A 19,816-nucleotide genomic window follows, 5' to 3' on the forward strand; every position below is an offset into this window, starting at 1 on the left:
TCGCGACCGTAGGCCGCCGAAGATGAAAGGCGGATGAACGCCCCGGCGGCCGTGGTGAACTAGGCGTCATGCGGGTACTGGTGGTCGAGGACGAGCGACGTCTGGCCGGGCTGCTCGCCCGCGGCCTGGCCGAGGCCGGCCACGACGTCGAGACCCGGTACACCGGCTCGGACGGCCTGCTGGCCGCGACCACCGGCCGCTTCGACGCGGTCGTGCTCGACGTGATGCTGCCCGGCCTGGACGGCGTGACCGTCTGCCGGCGGCTGCGGCAGGCCGGGCATCGGGTGCCGGTGCTCATGCTCACCGCCCGCGGCGAGGTCCCCGACCGCGTCACCGGCCTCGATGCCGGCGCCGACGACTATCTGACCAAACCGTTCTCGTTCGACGAGCTCCTCGCCCGGCTGCGCGCCCTGCGGCGGCGGACCGCCGATGCCACCGCGACCGTGCTGACCGCCGGCGATCTCGCCCTCGACCCGGCCACCCGCCGGGTGGCGCGCGGCGGCACCGAGATCGAGGTGTCGGCCCGCGAGTTCGACATCCTCGCCCTGCTCATGGCCCGGGCGGGGCAGTGCGTTACCCGATACCACATCCTCGGCGAGGTGTGGGACGGCGAGACCGATCTGCGTTCCAACGTCATTGACGTCTACATTGCCACGCTGCGCGGCAAGGTCGACAAGCCGTTCGGCCGGCACGCCATCGAGACCCTGCGCGGCGCCGGCTACCGGCTGCGCCCCGACGGCGGCTGACATGACCACCGACCGGAGCCGGCGCGCGGGACGGTGGCGTCGGCTGCCGCTGCGCGTGCGGCTCATCGCCGGGTTCGCCGTGGCCATGCTCGTGGTGCTCACCGGGGCCGGCGCGTTCGTGTACCTGCGGGTGCAGTACGCCCTCGACCGGCGCCTGGACGCCGACCTCACCGCCCAGTCGGACGCGGTCACCGCCGCCCTGCGCGACGGCACCCTCGGCCCGCGCAATCCCGCCGTCGTCTCCGGCGGCGTCTACCAGGTTCTCGACCCCACCGGCACGATCCTGCAGGCCAGCCCCGGCCTGGCCGGCCGGCCGCTGCTCACCGCCGGCCAGGTCGCGGCCGCGATGCGTCAGCCGGTCCGCACCGACCGCGGCACCCTCCTGCCGATCAGCACCGAGCCGCTGCGCGTGCTCGCCTCCCCGCTGTACCCTGGCGCCGCGACCCCTGCCGGGAAACCGGCGATCGTGGTCGTCGCCGTGCGCCGCGACCAGCGCGACGAGGCCCTGCGCGAGCTCATCGCCCAGCTTGCCCTGGCCAACCTCGCCGCCCTCGCCGTCGCCTCCCTCGTCGGCTACCGCCTCGCCCGCGCTGCGCTCGACCCGGTCGAGCGGTACCGCGCCCAGGCCGCCCGCATCGCCGGCGGCGCCACCGGCGTCCGCCTCGACGTCCCGGCCGGCGACGACGAGCTCGCCCGCCTCGGCCGCACCCTCAACGACATGCTCACCGCCCTGGACACCGCGCTGGAGCGGGAGCGGCGTTTCGTCAGCGACGCCAGCCACGAGCTGCGCACCCCGCTCACCCTGCTCGCCGCCGAGCTCGAACTGGCCCTGCGGCGGCCCCGCCCGGCGGAGGAGCTGGAGGAGGCGCTGCGTGCCGCGGCCACCGACACGGCCGGGCTCATCACGCTCGCCGACAGCCTCCTGGCCGTCGGCGTCCAGCCCGCACCCGGCCCGGCCACCCCGGTCACCGACCTTGCCGTCGCGGTCGCGCCGATCGTGCAGCGGTACCGCAACGCCGCCGACCTCACCGACAGCACGCTGCGCACCGACCTCCACCCCGCGCCGCCGGTCCGCATCGACCCGGCCGCCTCGAGCGCATCGTGACCAACCTGCTCGACAACGCCCGGCGCCACGGCGCCCCGCCGATCACCGTCGCCACCGCCGCGGCCGACCGGTATGCGCGGCTCACCGTCCACGACGCCGGCCCCGGCATGCCCGCCGAGTTCCTGCCCCACGCCGCCGAGCGCTTCGCCCGCGCCGACGCCGCCCGCACGACCCCCGGCACCGGCCTCGGCCTGTCCCTCGTCGACGCCATCGTCACCGCGCACGGCGGGCAGCTGCGGTGGTGCTCCGCCACCGTCCACCACCACCCGCAGCCCAACCCGGTCCCGTGTACCCACCCCGGCACCGGCACCACGATCACCGCCCTGCTTCCCGCCGCACCCGGACCGGGCGACGCGCCGGCGACCGCCGGGTGACGGTCAGGGCCTCGGCGCCGATGTGGCCCGGGCGGCGAGCGCGAGCGCCGCGCCGGCCGCGAGCAGGACGGCGAGGGCCGCGAACCCGTACGTGAGGGTGGCCAGGGACGCGACGGCGGCCACCAGCAGCGGCCCGCCGGCGTCGCCGAGCTCCCGGCCGAGCTCCGCGGAGCCCATGGTCTGGCCGAGCCGCTCCGGCGGGGTGCTCGCGGCCAGCGCCGCGAACCCCAGCGGGGTGATCAGCCCCGTCCCCGCCCCGATCAGCGCCGCGCCGGCCAGCACCCCGGTCAGGCCCGGCAGCATCGCACATCCGAGGCCCGCGGCCGTGACGGCCAGGCCCGCGCCGAGGCCGGTGCGGGTGGTGAGCCGCCCGTCGTCGAGGGCTCGACCGGCCCGCGGCTGGACCAGCGCGGCGCACGCGGCCAGCACCGACACGGCGGCGCCGGTCGTGATCGGGCCGAGCCCGGCCGCCCGGCCGGTGACGGGCAGGAACCCGACCCCGACGGACAGCGCCGCGGTCGCCGCGGCCAGGGCGCCGGTCGGGGCCAGGAACGCCCGGTCGGTCAGCCTGCGCACGAGGTCGAGCACCGTCTGGCGCACCTTCGGCAGCGGCGCGACCACCGGCACCGCCAGGACGGCCCACAGCGTCACCGCCGCGCCGAGCACCGCCAGGACCGCGAACAGCAGCCGCAGGCCGCCGGCCCACACCAGCAGCCCGCCGAGCAGCGGGCCGAGGGTGTAGCCGATCGACTTGTAGAAGCCGTAGGAGCCGAACGCCCGGCCGTGTTTCGCGGCCGGGTTGAGCCGGGCGACGAGGGCCGACGCCGCGGGCGAGAACGCCGACGCCGCCGCGCCCTGGCCCAGACGGGCGGCCCACAACCAGCCCGGGCTGTCCGCGGCCACGTACACCGCGGACGCGGCGGCGAAGGCGATCAGGCCGCCGAGCAGCACCGGGCGGGCACCGACCCGGTCGGCCAGGCTGCCGAACACCGGCTTGAGCAGCACCTCGGCGCCGTCATACAGCGCCAGCAACCCGCCGAGCACGAGCAGCGACGTGACCGCATCCGGGGAGAGCCCGCCGAGGTTGGCGGCGATGCTGTGCGCGCCGAAGGCCGTGGTGAACCCGGCCGCGTACAGCGGCCACATCTGCCGGGCCGGTGCCGCCGCCGTCGATGAGGTCATAGGCGAACGAACCTACCCGGGGTCGCTCAGATCTTGAAGGCGTCGACGAGGTTCGTCAGCTGGGCGCCGGACCGGTTGAGCTCGTCGGCGATCTGCCGGGCCGCCTCGCTGTGGGCCCGGGTCCGGCTCGTCGCGTCGGCGACCGAGGTGATGCCCTCGGCGATCGTGGTGGCGTTGGTCGCCGCCTGCTCGGCCGAGCGGCCCAGCTCGTTGGTCGTGGCCGCCTGCTCCTCGACCGCACCGGCGATCGCGGTCTGATGGTCGTTGATGGTGGCGATCACGGTCGCGATCTGGTCGATCGCCTGCATCGCGGCCCCGGTGTCGGCCTGGATCGCGGCGATCTGGCGGGCGATGCTGTCGGTGGCCCGGGCGGTCTCCTGCGCCAGGTCCTTGACCTCTCCGGCGACGACGGCGAAGCCCTTGCCGGACTCGCCGGCCCGCGCCGCCTCGATGGTCGCGTTGAGCGCCAGCAGGTTGGTCTGCTCGGCGATCGACGTGATGAGCTTGACGACGCTGCCGATCTCCGCCGAGGACGAGGTCAGCTTCACGACGATGTCGCGGGCCGAGCCGGAGGCGTCGACCGCGTTCGAGGCCACGCCGGCGGCGCCGGCCGCGGAGCCGGCGATCTCGCGGATGGTGGCGGTCAGCTGCTCGCCGGCCGTGGCCACGGCGCGGACGCCGTCCAGGGCGCGGCCGGCCGCGCCGGACACGGTCGCGGTGCGCTCGGCGGCCGGTCAACGCAGAAGACTCCACACCGGCGACATCGGCACTCGTACGGCCCACCTGATCAAAATCGGTCAGAGGCGGCCGCGGGTCAGGGTGCGGACCTGGCGGTTCAGGCGGACCTCGGCGGCCAGCGCGTTGGCGGCGACCCCGGCCAGCGAGCCCAGCAGCCAGACACCCGGCACGAGCGCGAGCCCGGCCACGACGGACCACATCATGTTGGCGACCCTTTCTCCGCCGGCCCCCGGCGGGCCGGCCGGCGTCCATCATGCCGCGCCGCCGTCGCCGGCCGATGGCGGAATGGGCGCCGGTCCGGTGCGGGTGAGGTCACCTACCGTATTGCGGTAATGCCCCGACCACCCGATGGCGTCCGCAGGCGGTCGGCCTAGGCTCCCAGGGTGACTTTGAATGCAGAATCGACCGCCTTCCGGGCCGCGCTGGAGGCCGTGCGCGCCGTCGAGCCGCGCATCGCCGACGCGATCGCGAAGGAACTGACCGACCAGCGCGAGTCGCTGAAGCTGATCGCGAGCGAGAACTACGCCTCGCCCGCCGTACTGCTCGCGATGGGGAACTGGCTGTCCGACAAGTACGCCGAGGGCACGATCGGGCGCCGCTTCTATGCCGGGTGTCAGAACGTCGACACCGTCGAGGCCGTCGCCGTCGAGCACGCCAAGGCGCTGTTCGACGCCCCCTACGCCTACGTCCAGCCGCATTCGGGCATCGACGCGAACCTCGTGGCCTACTGGGCGATTCTGGCCGACCGGGTCGAGGTACCCTACCTGCAGAAGTTCGCCAAGCGGCAGGTCAACGACCTCACCGACGCCGAGTGGGCCGAGCTTCGGGCGGCGTTCGGCAACCAGCGGATGCTCGGCATGTCCCTCGACGCCGGCGGCCACCTCACCCACGGGTTCCGCCCCAACATCTCGGGCAAGATGTTCGACCAGCGCAGCTACGGCGTCGACCTGGCCACGGGGCTGATCGACTACGCGGCGCTGCGGGAGACCGCGCGCGAGTTCAAGCCCCTGGTGATCGTGGGCGGCTACTCGGCATACCCGCGCAAGGTCAACTTCGCGACCCTGCGCGAGATCGCCGACGAGGTCGGCGCGACCCTCATGGTCGACATGGCCCACTTCGCCGGCCTGGTCGCGGGCAAGGTCTTCACCGGCGACTTCAACCCGGTGCCGCACGCCCACATCGTGACCACGACCACGCACAAGAGCCTCCGCGGCCCGCGCGGCGGCGCCGTGCTCGCCCAGCCGGAGCTGGCCGACCAGGTCGACCGCGGCTGCCCGATGGTCCTCGGCGGCCCGCTCAGCCACGTCATGGCGGCCAAGGCGGTCGCGTTCGCCGAGGCCCGCCGGCCGGAGTTCGCCGAATACGCCCAGCAGATCGTCACCAACGCGCAAGCGCTGGCCGAGGGCCTGACCAAGCGGGGTGTACGCCTGGTCTCCGGCGGCACCGACAACCACCTGGTGCTCATCGACGTGCACGCGTTCGGCCTCACCGGCCGGCAGGCCGAGCAGGCGCTGCTGGACAGCGGCGTGGTCACCAACCGCAACGCGATCCCGCAGGACCCCAACGGCGCCTGGTACACCTCCGGCATCCGCATCGGCACCCCGGCGCTGACCAGCCGCGGCCTCGGCGCGCCCGAGATGGACCAGATCGCCGAGCTCATCCACACCGTCCTGGCGGGCACCTCGCCGGCCGACGGGTCGAAGGCGAAGTACACGATCGACCCGGCCCTGGCCGACCGGGTGAGCAAGCAGGCGACGGAGCTGCTGGCGCCGTTCCCGCTGTACCCGGCCGTCGACCTGGGCTGAGCCTGCGTCACGCGACGATCGAGATGTGGTCTCGCGCTCCCGCGGGACCACATCGTTCAGCCGTTGATGACGTGTTCGGCGGCTGTGCGCCGGGTGTACAGGTCCCAGTAGGTCCGGGCGATGTCGTCCGCGGCCGCGTGGGGGATGCCGGGCGCCGGCGGGTTGTCGCCGATGAACACGTTGATGGCCACGACCGCGGCGTAGATGCCCCGGCCGGCCAGGGTGTGGTGGAGGTTGTGCGCGTAGTTGCGCATCCCGGCCTGGGCGGCGTTGAGGGCGGCGAGCATGGGCAGCGGGTCGATGGCGCCGCCTCCGGTGGTGAACAGCAGCGTTCCGGCTCCCGCCCGCAGCATGCCGGGCAGGACCGCCTGCGTGGCGGTGACGGCGCCGTAGAGCAGGCGCTCGACGTCGGGCCGCAGGTCGTCGACGGTGACGTCGCCCGGGTGGATCATGGTCAGTCCGGGGAACGGCGAGAATTCCAGCACGTCGATGCCGCCGAGCTGCGCGGCGGCCCGGTGCAGCGCCGTGCTCAGCGCCGCAGTGTCCGCGGCGTCGGCGGGAAACGCCGCGGCGGTGATGCCGGCGGCGCCGAGGTCGGCGACCAGCGCGGCGAGCCTGGTCGCGCTCCGGCTGATCAGGGCGACCTGAAAGCCGTGGCCGCCGAACAGCTTGGCGATCGACAGGCCGAGGCCGGGGCCGGCCCCGACGATGGCGATGGTGGGCATGAACAAGCTCCCTCCGCGCGGCGGGGCCCTGCGGGCCGGCGGCGGTCAGCAGCCGCCTCGCGATCGCCCTCAGGCCGGCGCTGCCGCGCCTTGGTCAGCGGGTCGAAGAAGCGCCGGCGAACCTCGGCGACGTGCGCGGGCGCGCCGGCGACGACCTTGACCATACCGTCGTCGGTGAGCACGGCGAGGGCGATCAGGACATGGGGTACGCCACGTAGGCGAACCGTCGGGAGTCGGGCGACCAGCTGTTGACGTTGATGGTCCCCTGGCCGCCGTCGAGCTCGACGACGGTCTGCGGCGCGTGCCAGGCGTCGGCCCGGACGAGGCGGAGCTCGACGGGCAGGTCGGCCGGGTGGCCCTGGGTGCCGGGCGGGTAGCTGAGGTACACGGCGTGGCGGCCGTCGGGGGCGATGTGCGGGAACCAGTTGACCCGATCGTCGGCGGTGAGCTGCTCCAGCCCGGTGCCGTCCGGCCGCATCCGCGCGATCTGGGCATGCCCGGGGTCGGCGGAGAAGCGTTCGGTGTTCCAGTAGATCCAGGCGCCGTCGGGGGTGTACTCCGGCCCGTCGTCGATGCCGCCGGCCGCGGTCAACCGGGTGTCACCGGAGCCGTCGACGCCGATCGTCCAGAGGCTGGCCGTCGCCCAGTCGGGCTGGTCGATGCCGACATAGGCGAGGGTGGAGCCGTCCGGGCTGACCCCGTGCAGGAAGTGCAGGCGCGTGTCGCCGGACGTCACCCGCCGGCCGGAGCCGCCCCGTACCGGTGCCTGGTAGATGTGCCCGTCGTCGGCGGACAGGTAGATCGTCTGGTGGTCGGGGGCCAGGACGTGGTCGTTGTTGAGCTCCGGGATGCCGTCGAGCGGGATCTGCCGCGGCGCCGCGGTGCCGTCGGCGGGCAGGCGCCAGAGCAGGCCGTCACCGTTGAGGATCAGCGCGTCGTCGGCGGTCCAGTTCGGCGCCTCGAACAGCACGGAGGTGCCGGCGTGCACGAGCGTGCTGGTGCCGGTGGCGACGTCGTAGGTGAGGACGCGGCACTGCTGGCCGGTGGCGAGCCGGCGGGGCGCCATCAGTGAGCTCCGGCAGGAAGCGGCACAGGCAACATGCCGAAAACCTACCGTGGCCGCGGCCGGGCGAAGCCCTCCGCGAGCGCAGCCGCCCGCCCCGGTGCGGGACGGGCGGATGCGGTGATACGCGTCAGTCGCGCTCTTCGTCGCGGGCCGGCAGCTCGCTGAGCAGCGTGAACTCGAACTCGACCTGGGGGGCGTCGGGCGCGTCCTCGGGGGTCACGAGGTACGACTCGACGCGGAAGCCGAGGTTGAGCACGTCGGCGGCCCGCATGTGCTCGACGAGCTCCTCGACGGCGGAGAAGTACGCGGTGTAGATGATCGACGGCCCGGCACCCGGCTCCTCGGCCGGCTCGGACAGGGTGTCGGGGGTCTCAGCGGCAACATCAATGGTCACAGCGGGCGAGCCTACGACAGCCGGGGCCGATCGGCACTTCTTCGGCCACCGCGAGTCGGCGGCCGGACGTCAGACGTCGTCGGGGTCGCCGCCGGAGCGCTCGACGTCGGCGCGCAGGTCGTCGCGGCCGACCGGGGTGCCGTCGGAGTCGCGCTCCACGCGCTCCTCCTCGGCCTCGTCGTTGCGGATGATGACGGGGACGATCGGGACCTGCGGCGTAGACGGGGTCGTCACGCTCCACCTCCAAGGTGTCGGATCAGCGGTTCAGTTGCCAGATGGACAGGTTGAGGGCGCCGGCGAAGGTCACCCACGCCCAGTACGGCAGCATCAGCAGGGCCGCGGCGCGGCGGATGCGCCGGAAGCTGGCGATCGTCGCGCCGATCAGCAGCCACAGCACCACGATGTCGGCGAACGCCAGGCCGTGGCGGCCGGCGCCGAAGAACAGCGGGGTCCAGATCGCGTTGAGCGCGAGCTGGGCGGTGTAGAGCCACAGCGGCGTACCGAATCCGGCTCGTTGCCAGGCCAGCCAGCCGGCGAGGGCGATGGTGGCGTACAACACCGTCCACACCGGACCGAACAGCCCGGACGGCGGCGCCCAGCCGGGCCGGCGCAGGCCGTCGTACTCGGCCGCGGTGCCGGCCACCGCGAGGCCGCCGATGCCGGCGACGACCGCCACGGCCAGCACGAACGCGGCCAGGCCGAGCCAGCGCGGGCGCGGCGGGCGGGCCAGACCGACGTTCGGCGATGCCATACGAACCCACTGCCCGGCGGCCGGGGCATCGAAACTACCAGCGGTTGCGGGCCTCCTCGGCCCAGCCGGTGAGGCCGTCGAGATCGACGCGCTCGCCGGCGTCGGTCTCGGCCCAGCCGGAGAACCCGCCGAAGCACTGGTGCGTCTCGTTGGCGAGGACGCCGAGGTTGGTGCGGGCGGCGCGCTCGTGGAACGGGTGGAACTGCGCCGCGACCCGCTCGCCGTGGATGCGCCACGGGCGCAGCCAGTCCCGGCGGTCGTACGCCCACCGCAGCGTGGCCCCGATCTTGTGCAGCCGCCCGTCGACGAACAGGGCGTTCTCGGTCAGGCCGGTGCCGTCGGTCCACCGGCCGCCGAGCTGGATCGCGCGGCCCGGGGCGCAGCCGGCCGCCCAGTTCCAGCGGACCGAGTACGGCCACTTGCCGCGGCCGTGGTCCAGGACGGCGAACGCGCCGGCGCCGACCGCGTGCTCCTCGCCGCGCACCCGCAGCGTGCCGCGGACGGGCCGGCCGAGGTCTTTCACGGTGTACTGGAACCGGCGCGCCGACCACGGCACCACGACGCCGAGCGACTCGTGGCCGGCGGGGCGATCGGCGACGAGGTCGACCTCGACGCCGGGCGCGGTCGCGCGGATCGCGGTGCCGGCCGGGCCCTCCTCGAGGTCGATCGCGAGGCCGCCGCCGCGCACGCTCGCGCCGCCGCCGGCCGGGAAGCGCGCACCGCGGGCGAACGGCACCACCGCGTCCCGGTTGAGCTCCTCGCGGGTGAGCCGGTCGAGGACGTAGACGCCGTGCACGCCCGCGTAGTCCAGGGACGAGGCGACCAGGCCGACGATGTGGGCGGGTGTGACGATGCCCCAGTACTCCCACCGCTTGACCCGGCCCCAGCCGCGCAGGTTGGGCCGGTGCAGCGGCCGGCGGGTCCACCCGACCGCGGCCGGGTTGAGCCGGCCGTCGGGCCGGCACAGGTCGACCGGCTCGGTGATCTCTTTCTCGTGCGTCACCGGCTCACCGTAGCCCCCAATATCACGCAACGTTGCGGCCCGGATGCCGATGCGGTGCTGGCCGGCATGTCCCAGCACCTGCACCGGCTGGTGGGCCGCTTCAGCGTGTGAGCAGCGCGCGGAGCTCCTCGGCGACGTCGGCCGGGGCCTCCTCGGCCATGAAGTGCCCGTGCTCGACCAGCTCGTGGCGCAGGTCGGGGGCCCAGGCGCGCCAGATCGCCGCGGCGTCGAAGCCGAGGGCGGCGCCCCAGTTCTGCTGCAGTACCGTCACCGGCATCTGCAGTTGGCGACCGGCGGCCCGGTCGGCCCGGTCGTGCTCGACGTCGATGCCGGCGGAGGCGCGGTAGTCGGCCACGATCGACGGTACGGCCGCCCGGCAGGCGTCCAGGTAGACGGCCCGTACCTCGGCCGGGATCGCCGCCGGGTCCCGGGCCCACAGATCCAGGAAGTGGCCGAAGAACGCGTCGGCGCTCGCCGCGATCATCCGCTCCGGCAGCCCGGGCGGCTGCGCCATGAGGTACAGATGGAAACCGACGGCGGCGCTCGCGCCGTGCATCACGTCCCACATGTCCAGCGTCGGCAGCACGTCCAGGGAGGCCAGGTGGCTGACCGCCCGCGGGTGGTCCATCGCCGTGCGGATCGCCACCAGGGCGCCGCGGTCGTGCCCGGCCAGCGCGAACCGGTCGTGGCCGAGCGCGCGGGCCAGCGCGACGACGTCCGCGCCCATGGTGCGCTTGGCGTAGGTGTCCGGGCCGGCCTCGGCGGGCTTGTCGCTGGCGCCGTAGCCGCGCAGGTCGGGGCAGATGACCGTGTGGTCGGCGGCCAGGTCGGCGGCGACGTGCCGCCACATCAGGTGCGTCTGCGGGAAGCCGTGCAGCAGCACGACGGGCCGGCCCGTCCCGCCGACGGCGGCGTGCAGCGCCACGCCGTCGGCGACGGGGACCCGCTGATACTCGAATCCGGGAATAACGGAGGTCATGCCGGAGGAGTCTTCGCGATGCGGATGAGCAACCGATGAGCGGCGCACGGGTCGACTTCGGCGTCCTCGGCCCGGTCGCCGCGTGGGACGGCGCCGGGCGGCCGCTCGCGCTGAAGGGCCCGCAGCACCGCGCGGTGCTCGCCCGGCTGCTGGTGGCCCGCCGCCGGATCGTGCCGGTCGGCGACCTCGTCGACGACCTGTGGGTGGCGCCGCCGGCCGGCGCGGTCGCCGCGGTGCGCACCTTCGTGGCTGCGCTGCGCCGGGCGCTGGAGCCGGACCGTCCCCCGCGCGCCCCGGCCACGCTGCTCGTCACCGAGGGCCCCGGCTACGCCCTGCGCGCCGAGCCCGCCGCCGTGGACGCCTGGCGGTTCGAACAGGCGGTGGCCGACGCCGGAACCCTGCCGGCGGCCACGGCCCTGGTCCGGCTGGAGGCGGCGCTGGGCTGGTGGCGCGGCCCGGCGTACGCCGACTTCGCCGACGCCCCGTGGGCCGCCGCCGACCGCGCCCGCCTCGCCGAGCTGCGCCGGCACGCCGTCGAGCGGCAGGCCGCCGCCCGCCTCGACCTCGGCCTCGCCGCCGAGGCCGTGCCCGACCTCGACGCGCACGTGGACCGGCACCCGCAGCGGGAGGAGGGGTGGCGGCTGCTGGCGATCGCGCTGTACCGCTCCGGGCGGCAGGGCGACGCCCTCGCGGTACTGCGCCGGGCCCGCCGGCTGCTCGTCGACGAGCTGGGCGTCGATCCCGGGCCGGCGCTGCGCCGCGCCGAGGAGGACATCCTGCACCACCGCGACGAGCTCGAGACCGCGGCCGAGCGGGTGTGGGCGCAGGCGGCGTCGGCGTACGACCGGCTCGTCGCCGCCGGCTCGCGGTCCCGGCTCGAGTCGACCACCGGGCTCCTGCGCGACCTCGCGATGACCGGCGGGGGCGGGCTGACGGCGGCCCGCGAGCAGCGGACCGCGGCCATCGACGCCGCCGAGCGGCTCGGCGACCCGCTGCTGACCGCCCGGGTGATCGGCGCCTACGACGTGCCCGGACTCTGGCCCCGCTCCGACGACCCGGCGCAGGCGGCCGCCGTGGTCGCCGCCGCCGAGCGGACGCTGGCCGCACTGCCGCCCGGCGAGCACGCCGCGACCAGGGCCCGCCTGCTGGCCACGATCGGCATCGAGTCCCGCGGCACCCGCGAACCCCGCCCGCTGGACTGTGCCCGCCAGGCCGAGGCGATCGCGCGGGAGCTCGACGACCCGGCCCTGCTCGCCTTCGCCCTCAACGCCGTGTTCATGCAGGCCTGCCGCGACACCGGCACCGGCCCGCGGCGGGCCGCGATCGGCTCGGCGCTCGTCGACCTCGCCGCCCGCGGCGGCCTGGTCAGCTTCCAGGTCCTCGGCCACCTGATCCGCATGCAGGCCCGCAGCGGCCAGGCCGACTTCGCCGCCGCCGACCGCGACGCCGAGGCCGCCGAGGACCTGGCCGCCCGCCACGAACGGCCCCTGGTCGGGGTGTTCACGCAGTGGTACCGCGTGCTGCGCCTCGCCATCGCGGACGCGGCCCCGGTCGCGGCGGTGGAGCGCGCCTACCGGTCGGCGGCGGTGCTGCTCGACGACGCCGGCATGCCCGGCCTGAGCGACGGCCTGCTCCCGCTGGCGCTGCGCTGCCTGCGGGTGTGGCGCGGCGAGCCCGACGACGGCGCCGACTGCGGCCCGTACGAACGGTGGGCCCGCCCGGACCCGGCGGCGCTCGCCGCGCTGCCCGATCCGCCGGCCGGGCTGTTCACCGAGGCGCTGTGGTGCCTGGTCGGGCGGGCGGCGGTGGCCGCCGGCGACCACGCCACAGCGGCCCGGGCGCGTGCCGCGCTGGTCCCGGCCGCGGGGGAGTGGGCCGGCGCCGGCAGCGGCCTGCTCACCGCCGGCCCGGTCGCCGAGCACCTCCACCGCCTTGACGCGGCACTCGCCGGCGCGTCCTGACGCGCCGTCCGACCGTGGGTGGACCCGGCGCCGGGAAGTCGGACCGTGGGCGGACGCGGCGGCCGGGCCGGATGCCTAGCGTCGTCGGCATGGATGTTGATGCCCTGGTCACGTGGGATGCCGGGAAGCGGTACGGGCGGCGGTGGGCCCTGGCCCACGCGAGCGTGCGGGTGCCGGCCGGCGGCGTCGTCGCCCTGGTCGGGCCCAACGGCGCCGGCAAGACGACGCTGCTGCACCTGGCCGTCGGCCTGCTGCGGGCCGACGCCGGGCGGGTGGCGGTGTTCGGCGCCTCGCCGCGGGCGGCGACGGGGAGCGGCGACGTCGGCTTCGTCGCGCAGGACAAGCCGCTGTACCGCCGGTTCCGGGTCGACGAGCTGCTGCGGATGGGTGCGGCGCTCAACCCGCGCTGGGATCGCGGATACGCGCTGCGGCGGCTGCGCGGCCTCGGCATCGATCCGGGCCGGCGGGCCGGTGCGCTCTCCGGCGGCGAGCAGGCGCAGACCGCGCTGACCCTGGCATTGGCGAAGCGGCCGCGGCTGCTGCTGCTCGACGAGCCGGCCGCGGCGCTGGACCCGCTGGCGCGGCGGGCGTTCCTCGACGACGTGCGCGGCGAGACCGCCGCCCGCGGCATCACGGTCGTGCACTCCTCGCACGACGTCGCCGAGCTTGACCGCGCCTGCGATCACCTCGTGGTCGTGCGCGGCGGCACCGTCGCGCACGACGGCCCGGTCGACGCCCTCGTCGCGCCGGGCCAGAGCCTGGAGGACTTCGTGCTGCGCGCCCTCGGCGGCACCCGCCCGGCGGAGGCGGCGGCATGATCTGGTTGTCCTGGCGCCAGCACCGCAACCAGCTGCTCGCCGCCGCCCTCGGTGTCGCCGGGCTGGCCGTGGCGTACGTGGCGATGCGCGCGGCGCTCGTCGCCTACCTGCACGGCAGCGGGCTGAGCGCGTGCCTGGCCCGGCCCGATGAGGGTTGCGGCGCGCTCGTCGGAGGACTGCGCGCGAAGTACCCGGCGTTGCTGGACGCGCTGCCGTACCTCAACCTCGCGCCCGCCCTCATCGGGCTGTTCTGGGGCGCCCCGCTCATCGCCGGCGAGGTCGAGGCCGGCACGCACCGCCTGGCGTGGACGCAGGGCGTCGGCCGTCCGCGCTGGCTGTGGACCAAGGTGGCGATGCTCGCGACCGGCTGCGCGGCGGGCGGCCTGGCGGTCGGCGCGCTCGACCGGTGGTTCCTCGACCCGTACATCACCGCCGGCGTGATCAGCCCGGTCCAGCGCAACTGGGTCGGCCTGCTGGGCGTCGCGCCGGCCGGGTACGCGCTGTTCGCGTTCGCGCTGGGCGCGGTCGTGGGCGCCTACGCGCGGCGGAACCTGTCGGCGATGGTGGTCACCCTCGCGATCTTCGTGCCGGTGCGGCTGGCGTGGGAGCAGGTGCGGTACCGCCTGATCTCCTCGGTCCGGGTCGTCTACCCGCTCGACGCCGCCCGGCCGCCGGGCCGGCCGCGCCAGGACTGGCGGCTCGACCCCACCGGCCTCGTGGACCGGGCCGGCCACCCGATCGGCGCCGGGCAGGCCTCCCAGTGGTGCGCCGGGGCGATGGGCGGCGACAAGGGCGGTCTGGACGGCTGCCTCGCCGAACACGGCGCGCGGCGGCTCGAGTGGTACCTGCCCGCCGACCGCTTCTGGCACCTGCAGGCCGTCGACGCCGTGGTGTTCGCCGGGCTCGCCGGGTTGCTGCTGGCGGTGCTCGCGTTGCGGGTCGTGCGGCGGGTCGGCTGAGCCATATGCTCGCCCAGGTGGAGCGAGGAGCGCGGCTGATCCGGCGGGCCGGGTCGACGCCGGGGGACGCGGCGAGCGCACTGGCGCTGCTGCTGGCGGCCGTCGTCCTCGGCCTGCGGGCCACCGACCCGTTCCCGTACGGCGTGCTGGCGGCCGCCGCGACGATGGCGTGGCGGCGCCGGTTCCCGACCGCGGCCTGTGCGGTGACCGGCGCCGGCCTGCTCGCGACGTTCCCGTGGCCGGTCGGCGACGCCGTCCTCCTGCTGGCCGTGGCGTGCCTGGTCCTCGCCTGCTACGCCGCCGCCGTCCACGCCCGTCACTCGTGGCTCGGCCCCGCGATCCTGGCCGCGGTCGTCGCGCCGTTCGCGGGCGGCAGCCGGTTCCCGGTGCCGGACGCCGCCGTGCCGTTCCTGGTGCTGGGCAGCGCGTGGCTGGCCGGCGCCGCCGCGCGCTCGCGGGCCCGCAGCGCCGCGGCCTGGCGGGCCGAGGCCGGCCGCGCCGCCCGCGAACGCGACGAAGCCTACGCGAGCGCCGTGCGCGACGAGCGCGCCCGCATTGCGCGGGAGCTGCACGACGTCGTCACCCACCGCGTCAGCGTCATGGTCATCGCCGCCGGCGCCGCCCGGACGCTGCTGCCCGCCGACCCGGGCCGGGCCGCCGAGCAGCTGCGCCTGGTCGAGGCCGGCGGCCGTGACGCGCTCGGCGACCTGCGCGGCATGCTCGGCCTGCTCGCCACCGTGCCGTACGACGCCGGGGTCCAGCCCCAGCCCGGCCTGGCGATGCTGCCGGACCTCGTCGCCGGGGTCAGCGCCGCGGGCCTGCCGGTCACCTGCCGCGTCACCGGCGAAACCCGGCCGCTGCCGCCCGGGCTGGGGCTCGCGGCCTACCGCATCGTCCAGGAGGCGCTGACCAATTCGCTGCGGTACTCCACCCGCGCCGGCACCCGCATCAGCGTCGACATCGGCGACGAAGCCCTGGCCCTGGCCGTCGTGGACGACCAGCCGCCGCCGGCGCCGCACCCGCGCGGATCCGGCGGGGGCCGCGGCCTCATCGGCATCCGCGAGCGCGTCGCCTCCTACGGCGGCAGCGTCGCGATCGACGACGACCCGGCCCGCCCGTTCGCCGTCTCCGTGCGCATACCGATCCCCGATGCCGGGTCCGCGCCGTGATCCGCCTGGTGGTCGCCGACGACGACCCGCTCGTGCGCACCGGCCTCGGCATCATGCTCAACGCCGCGCCGGACCTCACCGTCGTCGCCGAGGCCGGCGACGGCGCCGCCGCCGTCCGGGTCGTGCGCCGCGAGCGCCCCGACGTCGTCCTGCTCGACGTGCGCATGCCCGGCACCGACGGGCTCACCGCGGCCCGCACCCTGCTCGCCGGGCCGGTTCCCTGGAAGATCGTCATGCTCACGACGTTCGACCTCGACGAGTACGTCTACGCCGCCCTGCGCGCCGGCGCCAGCGGCTTCCTGCTCAAGGACATTCCGCCGGAGCGGCTCGTCTCCGCGGTACGCCACGTGCTCACCGGCGACGTGCTCCTCGCCCCGTCGATCACCACCCGGCTCGTCGCCCGGCACGCCGCCCCGCGCCCCGGCGCCCGTCCCGACCGGCTGGCCGCGCTCACCGCCCGCGAGTCCGAGGTCCTCGCCCTGATCGGCGCCGGCCTGTCCAACACCGAGATCGCCGACCGGCTCGCCCTCGGCGAGGCGACGGTGAAGACCCACGTCGGGCGCATCTTCGCCAAGCTCGGCCTGCGCGACCGCGTCCAGGCCGTCATCGCCGCCTACGAGACCGGCCTGGCGCCGCCTGACCCGGCTGGAGCAGGACCGTGACCGCGCCGGTCAGCCGTCCTGGGTGCGGGCCCCGTCGAGGCGGATGCGCACGGTGCGGAGCAGCTCGATGAGCGTGGCCAGGCGCTCGTCGTCGAGGTCGGCGAGCCCGAGGGTGGCCTCGGGGTGCATCGCCTGCATGGCCTGGCCGATGAGCGCGCCGCCGTCCTCGGTGAGCCGGATGGTGCGGCGGCGGGCGTCGGCCGGGTCGAGGTGGATGCTCACCGCGCCCCGGTCGGCGAGTGCCTTCACCGTCTTGGACACCGCGGGCTGGTTGACCTCCATCGCGTCGGCGATCTCGCCGATGGTGCAGCCGTCCGGATGCCCGGTGAGGTGCAGCAGCAGGCTGGTGTGCGTCATGGTCAGGCCGAGGGGGCGCAGGGCCCGGTTGAGCCGGGTCGTCATCAGCTGGTGGACGATGGCGAGCTCGCGCACCATCGCGCCCTGCTGCTGCGGTCGTTGCGGCCGGGCCATGCGGCGCCCTCCTACTTGATGTTGAAGATCCCCACGACGTGCGGGGTGTCGACCAGCGTGTGCGGCGCGACGGCATGGTAGGCCCACACGTGGACCCAGGCGTTGCCGGTGCGCAGCGTCAGCACGCTCTTCACCATGCCAGGCCCGGTGTACTGCAACAGCAGCAGCCCGATCGACACCGCCGCGCCGGCGGGCGAGCGCAGCACCGTCCACGCCTCGAAAACGTGCAGCAGCGCATACGTGAGGCCGCCCAGGACCACGGTGGCGGGCACCGAGCGGGTCAGCGCGCGGTAGCGGGGCAGCAGGATCGAGTAGACCAGGACCATGGTGGGCAGGACGGAGCCCAGGAAGTACAGGCCGAACGCGGCGGGCACGCCCTTGAGCAGCTGGCCGGCGCTCAGGTGCAGCACGGCGTCGGAGAGGCCGCCGAGCTCGTTGAGCGACTCCAGGACCATGACGACGACGATGACGAGCAGGTCGTTGCGGCGGTTGGACGAGCGCAGGCTCAGCTGCTCGGCCGTGTAGCGCTGGCGGAAGTAGAGCCACGGCAGCAGGGCGTAGACCACGAAGTTGTACCCCGCCCAGACGTATGCCTCGTAGGGCGTGACGTGCTGGTGGCCGTACAGGGTGCCGGCCAGGTGGAAGCTGATCGGGTGCCCGCCGAGCAGCCGGCCCAGGCCCGCCCCGACGAGCTGCCCGGCGGCGGCGTAGGCGAGCACCCCGGCCACCTCGCGCCCGGCGGTGCGCCGCTCGGGCGCCCGCGCGCCGAGGTCGACCGCGGCCCGCCGGCGAGTGAGCAGGTAGATGACGCCGATGAGCAGCGCCACGACGGCGAGGTTGGCGTCGGCTCCGGCGGCCATCGTCGCCGCGCCGGCCACCCCGGCCCGGTCGGCCAGGGCGAACACGGCGAGGTTGGCCGCGGTGATCGCACCGATGGTGATCCACAGCGTCCTGGACTTGAGCATGGACATGAGGGGGTCCTTGAGGGGGAAGGAGGAGAAGTATTCCGTGGAATACGTTAGCGTCGCGCCCGCCGGCGCGTCAAACATTCCATGGAATGGAGATGTCGCTCGGCGTGCGGGCGCCGCGCGGCGGGGCTACGTTGCTCGCGGTATGCCCGACCCTCAATGAGGAGGTCCCCCATGTCGACCGATGCAGGCGCCGCGGAGCCCGTATCCCGGCGGCCGTCGAAGCGGTGGTTACTCGCCGCCGTCGCGGCCGTGCTGGTGGCCGCCCTGACCGGCGGCGGCATCGCCTACGCCGCCACCGCCGCGGCGCCGGCGATCAAGACGTTCACGCCGCGCTCCGAGCGCGACGTCACCAACATCGACGTGCTGCGCCAGCAGATCCGCAACTACTACGGCGACCCGCTCGGCACCGGGATCTCGCCGGCCGACAGCAACTACGCCAAGGAGGCGCGCGGCGTGGCCGCCGACGGCCAGCGGTGGATCGAGACCCGCCACCACGTCCGCGGTACCAAGGCGATCATCCTCGACGTCGACGACACCGCGCTGCTGACGTGGAACTACGAGGTGTTCAGCAACTGGGCGTACAACCCGGCGACCAATGCCCAGTTCGTCACCGAGCAGCGCTTCCCGGCCGTGCCCGGCATGGTGGACCTGGCGAAGGCGGCCGAGCGCGAGGGGTACGCCATCATCTTCCTGACCGGCCGCGGCGCCGCGCAGGAGCAGGCCACGCTGGGCAACCTGACCGCCGACGGCATCGGCGTCGACGCCGGCTTCCCGAAGCCCACCACGCTCAGCGACGGCGAGGACGGCCTGTTCACCAAGCCCGCCGTCGCCGACTACCCGGACTACCTGAAGGCGGCGTGCGCCGCGGACCCGAACGGCGCCTGCACGACCATCCACTACAAGTCGGCCACCCGGGCGCACATCGAGTCCCTGGGCTACGAGATCGTCGCCAACTTCGGCGACCAGTACAGCGACCTCGAGGGCGGCCACGCCGACCGCACGTTCAAGCTGCCCAACCCGAACTACTTCCTGCCCTGACCTGCTGTGAGCGCTCGCCCCGCCGCGCGGCGGGACGAGCGCTCGGGCGGAGAATCGGGTTTCTGCCGGGGAGCAGCTCTCGTACGCTCGCTGGGTGAGCGACAGCAACGGCTATGTGAGGTTGCGAGAGACCTTCAACGAGGACGCCGAACGGTATGACCGGGCCCGGCCGCGGTACCCGGCGCAGCTGTTCGACGACCTGGCCGCGGCCGGAGTGCCTCGCGGTGCGAGGGTGCTGGAGATCGGCTGTGGAACGGGGCAGGCAACCGTGTCGCTGGCCGAGCGGGGTTACGGCATCGTGGCTGTCGAGCTGGGCGCGGACCTGGCGGCCGTGGCGCGGCGAAATCTTGCCGGCTTCGACTCGGTTCAGGTCGTCACGGCGGCCTACGAGGAGTGGCCGCTGCCCAGCGAGCCGTTCGACGTGGTGTTCTCCGCGACGGCATTTCACTGGATCGACCCGGCCGTGCGGGTGCCGAAGTCGGCGGATGCCCTGCGCCCCGGCGGTCTGCTGGCCACGGTGGGAACCCACCACATAGCAGGCGGCACCTGGACCGAGGCGTTCTTCGCCGAGATCCAACGGTGTTACGAGCGCTTCGATCCGACGGTCCCGACGGATCTGCGCCTCGAAACCGCTCGCGACATTCCGCAGGACGATCGGGAGCTGACCTCGTCCGGGCGCTTCGGGCCCGCGAGTTTCCATCGGTACGAGTGGGAGGCGTCGTACTCGACGGCGGAGTACCTGGACCTGCTGCTGACCTACTCCGGACACCGTGCTCTGCCACAGGACCAGCAGAGCGGACTGCTGAACTCCATTGCGGCGCTCATCGACGAGAACTACGGTGGCCGAGTCGTCAAGCGCTACCTGACCGAGCTGAGGGTCGCCGAACGAGTCCGGTGAT

The 19,816-nt window shown here is 74.8% G+C and carries 23 protein-coding genes; 11 read left to right on the forward strand and 12 right to left on the reverse strand.

Annotated features, from left to right (window positions below; translation table 11 throughout):
- The first annotated feature begins 68 nt into the window (after nt 1-68).
- Genes ACQEVU_RS17870 through ACQEVU_RS17880 form a run of 3 tightly spaced genes read left to right on the forward strand, consistent with a single transcriptional unit; the run spans nt 69 to nt 2,225 of the window.
- Nucleotides 69-746: a response regulator transcription factor gene (locus ACQEVU_RS17870; protein WP_433324821.1), complete on the forward strand. Its 678-nt coding sequence runs from the start codon at nt 69-71 to the stop codon at nt 744-746.
- A 1-nt stretch (nt 747) separates the two neighbouring features.
- Nucleotides 748-1,851: a histidine kinase dimerization/phospho-acceptor domain-containing protein gene (locus ACQEVU_RS17875; protein ID WP_433324823.1), complete on the forward strand. Its 1,104-nt coding sequence runs from the start codon at nt 748-750 to the stop codon at nt 1,849-1,851.
- On the forward strand, nt 1,848-2,225 hold the full coding sequence (locus tag ACQEVU_RS17880; protein WP_433324825.1) for a sensor histidine kinase: 378 nt from the start codon (nt 1,848-1,850) through the stop codon (nt 2,223-2,225). Before ACQEVU_RS17875 ends, ACQEVU_RS17880 begins: the two co-directional genes overlap by 4 nt.
- A 3-nt stretch (nt 2,226-2,228) precedes the next feature.
- On the opposite strand, the gene ACQEVU_RS17885 is transcribed toward ACQEVU_RS17880, so the two are convergent.
- From ACQEVU_RS17885 to ACQEVU_RS17895, 3 genes are all read right to left on the reverse strand, one after another.
- A complete protein-coding gene (locus tag ACQEVU_RS17885; protein WP_433324827.1) occupies nt 2,229-3,407 on the reverse strand; it encodes an MFS transporter in 1,179 nt (392 codons plus the stop codon).
- 26 nt (nt 3,408-3,433) lie between these two features.
- The gene (locus tag ACQEVU_RS17890) at nt 3,434-4,117 is read right to left on the reverse strand and encodes a methyl-accepting chemotaxis protein (protein WP_433324829.1); all 684 of its coding nucleotides are present in this window, start codon (nt 4,115-4,117) and stop codon (nt 3,434-3,436) included.
- An 87-nt stretch (nt 4,118-4,204) separates the two neighbouring features.
- Complete coding sequence (locus ACQEVU_RS17895; RefSeq protein WP_433324831.1) at nt 4,205-4,348, reverse strand: hypothetical protein; 144 nt, start codon at nt 4,346-4,348, stop codon at nt 4,205-4,207.
- Between the two features lie 180 nt (nt 4,349-4,528).
- Between ACQEVU_RS17895 and ACQEVU_RS17900 the strand changes: the two genes are divergently transcribed.
- A complete protein-coding gene (locus ACQEVU_RS17900) occupies nt 4,529-5,950 on the forward strand; it encodes a glycine hydroxymethyltransferase (protein WP_433324833.1) in 1,422 nt (473 codons plus the stop codon).
- 56 nt (nt 5,951-6,006) lie between these two features.
- Here the strand turns inward: ACQEVU_RS17900 and ACQEVU_RS17905 are convergent, their stop codons facing one another.
- The 7 genes from ACQEVU_RS17905 to ACQEVU_RS17935 form a co-directional block, all read right to left on the reverse strand.
- Entirely contained in the window at nt 6,007-6,675 is a 669-nt protein-coding gene (locus ACQEVU_RS17905; RefSeq protein ID WP_433324835.1) for an SDR family NAD(P)-dependent oxidoreductase, read from the reverse strand.
- A gap of 193 nt (nt 6,676-6,868) precedes the next feature.
- On the reverse strand, nt 6,869-7,741 hold the full coding sequence (locus tag ACQEVU_RS17910) for a TolB family protein (protein ID WP_433324837.1): 873 nt from the start codon (nt 7,739-7,741) through the stop codon (nt 6,869-6,871).
- Nucleotides 7,742-7,868: 127 nt separating this feature from the next.
- Nucleotides 7,869-8,135, reverse strand: coding sequence for a hypothetical protein (locus tag ACQEVU_RS17915; protein WP_433324839.1), 267 nt, complete (start codon nt 8,133-8,135; stop codon nt 7,869-7,871).
- A gap of 69 nt (nt 8,136-8,204) precedes the next feature.
- Nucleotides 8,205-8,369: a hypothetical protein gene (locus ACQEVU_RS17920; protein ID WP_433324841.1), complete on the reverse strand. Its 165-nt coding sequence runs from the start codon at nt 8,367-8,369 to the stop codon at nt 8,205-8,207.
- A gap of 22 nt (nt 8,370-8,391) precedes the next feature.
- Nucleotides 8,392-8,886, reverse strand: a complete 495-nt coding sequence (locus ACQEVU_RS17925) for a TspO/MBR family protein (RefSeq protein ID WP_433324843.1) — start codon at nt 8,884-8,886, stop codon at nt 8,392-8,394.
- A gap of 34 nt (nt 8,887-8,920) precedes the next feature.
- The gene (locus tag ACQEVU_RS17930; protein ID WP_433324845.1) at nt 8,921-9,889 is read right to left on the reverse strand and encodes a DUF2804 domain-containing protein; all 969 of its coding nucleotides are present in this window, start codon (nt 9,887-9,889) and stop codon (nt 8,921-8,923) included.
- 100 nt (nt 9,890-9,989) lie between these two features.
- Nucleotides 9,990-10,868 carry an alpha/beta fold hydrolase gene (locus ACQEVU_RS17935; RefSeq protein ID WP_433324847.1) on the reverse strand — a complete coding sequence of 293 codons (879 nt, stop codon included), beginning with the start codon at nt 10,866-10,868 and terminating at the stop codon, nt 9,990-9,992.
- 35 nt (nt 10,869-10,903) lie between these two features.
- Here ACQEVU_RS17935 and ACQEVU_RS17940 point away from each other — a divergent pair, with 35 nt between their 5' ends.
- The 5 genes from ACQEVU_RS17940 (at nt 10,904) to ACQEVU_RS17960 (ending at nt 16,437) form a co-directional block, all read left to right on the forward strand.
- Complete coding sequence (locus ACQEVU_RS17940; protein WP_433324849.1) at nt 10,904-12,829, forward strand: BTAD domain-containing putative transcriptional regulator; 1,926 nt, start codon at nt 10,904-10,906, stop codon at nt 12,827-12,829.
- A gap of 89 nt (nt 12,830-12,918) precedes the next feature.
- On the forward strand, nt 12,919-13,647 hold the full coding sequence (locus tag ACQEVU_RS17945) for an ABC transporter ATP-binding protein (protein ID WP_433324851.1): 729 nt from the start codon (nt 12,919-12,921) through the stop codon (nt 13,645-13,647).
- Nucleotides 13,644-14,606 carry an ABC transporter permease subunit gene (locus ACQEVU_RS17950; RefSeq protein ID WP_433324853.1) on the forward strand — a complete coding sequence of 321 codons (963 nt, stop codon included), beginning with the start codon at nt 13,644-13,646 and terminating at the stop codon, nt 14,604-14,606. Before ACQEVU_RS17945 ends, ACQEVU_RS17950 begins: the two co-directional genes overlap by 4 nt.
- Nucleotides 14,607-14,623: 17 nt before the next feature.
- Nucleotides 14,624-15,775 carry a sensor histidine kinase gene (locus ACQEVU_RS17955; protein ID WP_433324855.1) on the forward strand — a complete coding sequence of 384 codons (1,152 nt, stop codon included), beginning with the start codon at nt 14,624-14,626 and terminating at the stop codon, nt 15,773-15,775.
- On the forward strand, nt 15,772-16,437 hold the full coding sequence (locus ACQEVU_RS17960) for a response regulator (RefSeq protein WP_433324857.1): 666 nt from the start codon (nt 15,772-15,774) through the stop codon (nt 16,435-16,437). Before ACQEVU_RS17955 ends, ACQEVU_RS17960 begins: the two co-directional genes overlap by 4 nt.
- A gap of 9 nt (nt 16,438-16,446) precedes the next feature.
- On the opposite strand, the gene ACQEVU_RS17965 is transcribed toward ACQEVU_RS17960, so the two are convergent.
- On the reverse strand, nt 16,447-16,908 hold the full coding sequence (locus tag ACQEVU_RS17965; RefSeq protein WP_433324859.1) for a MarR family winged helix-turn-helix transcriptional regulator: 462 nt from the start codon (nt 16,906-16,908) through the stop codon (nt 16,447-16,449).
- A gap of 11 nt (nt 16,909-16,919) precedes the next feature.
- The gene (locus ACQEVU_RS17970) at nt 16,920-17,879 is read right to left on the reverse strand and encodes a hypothetical protein (protein ID WP_433335384.1); all 960 of its coding nucleotides are present in this window, start codon (nt 17,877-17,879) and stop codon (nt 16,920-16,922) included.
- 171 nt (nt 17,880-18,050) lie between these two features.
- On the opposite strand from ACQEVU_RS17970, the gene ACQEVU_RS17975 reads away from it, so the two are divergent.
- Both ACQEVU_RS17975 and ACQEVU_RS17980 read left to right on the forward strand, forming a co-directional pair.
- Entirely contained in the window at nt 18,051-18,917 is an 867-nt protein-coding gene (locus ACQEVU_RS17975; protein WP_433324861.1) for an HAD family acid phosphatase, read from the forward strand.
- A gap of 94 nt (nt 18,918-19,011) precedes the next feature.
- Nucleotides 19,012-19,815, forward strand: coding sequence for a class I SAM-dependent methyltransferase (locus ACQEVU_RS17980; protein ID WP_433324863.1), 804 nt, complete (start codon nt 19,012-19,014; stop codon nt 19,813-19,815).
- Nucleotide 19,816: the final 1 nt, after the last annotated feature.

Origin of the sequence: Dactylosporangium sp. CA-139066, from assembly GCF_050936175.1 — a bacterium.
In the GTDB taxonomy this organism is placed as follows: domain Bacteria; phylum Actinomycetota; class Actinomycetes; order Mycobacteriales; family Micromonosporaceae; genus Dactylosporangium.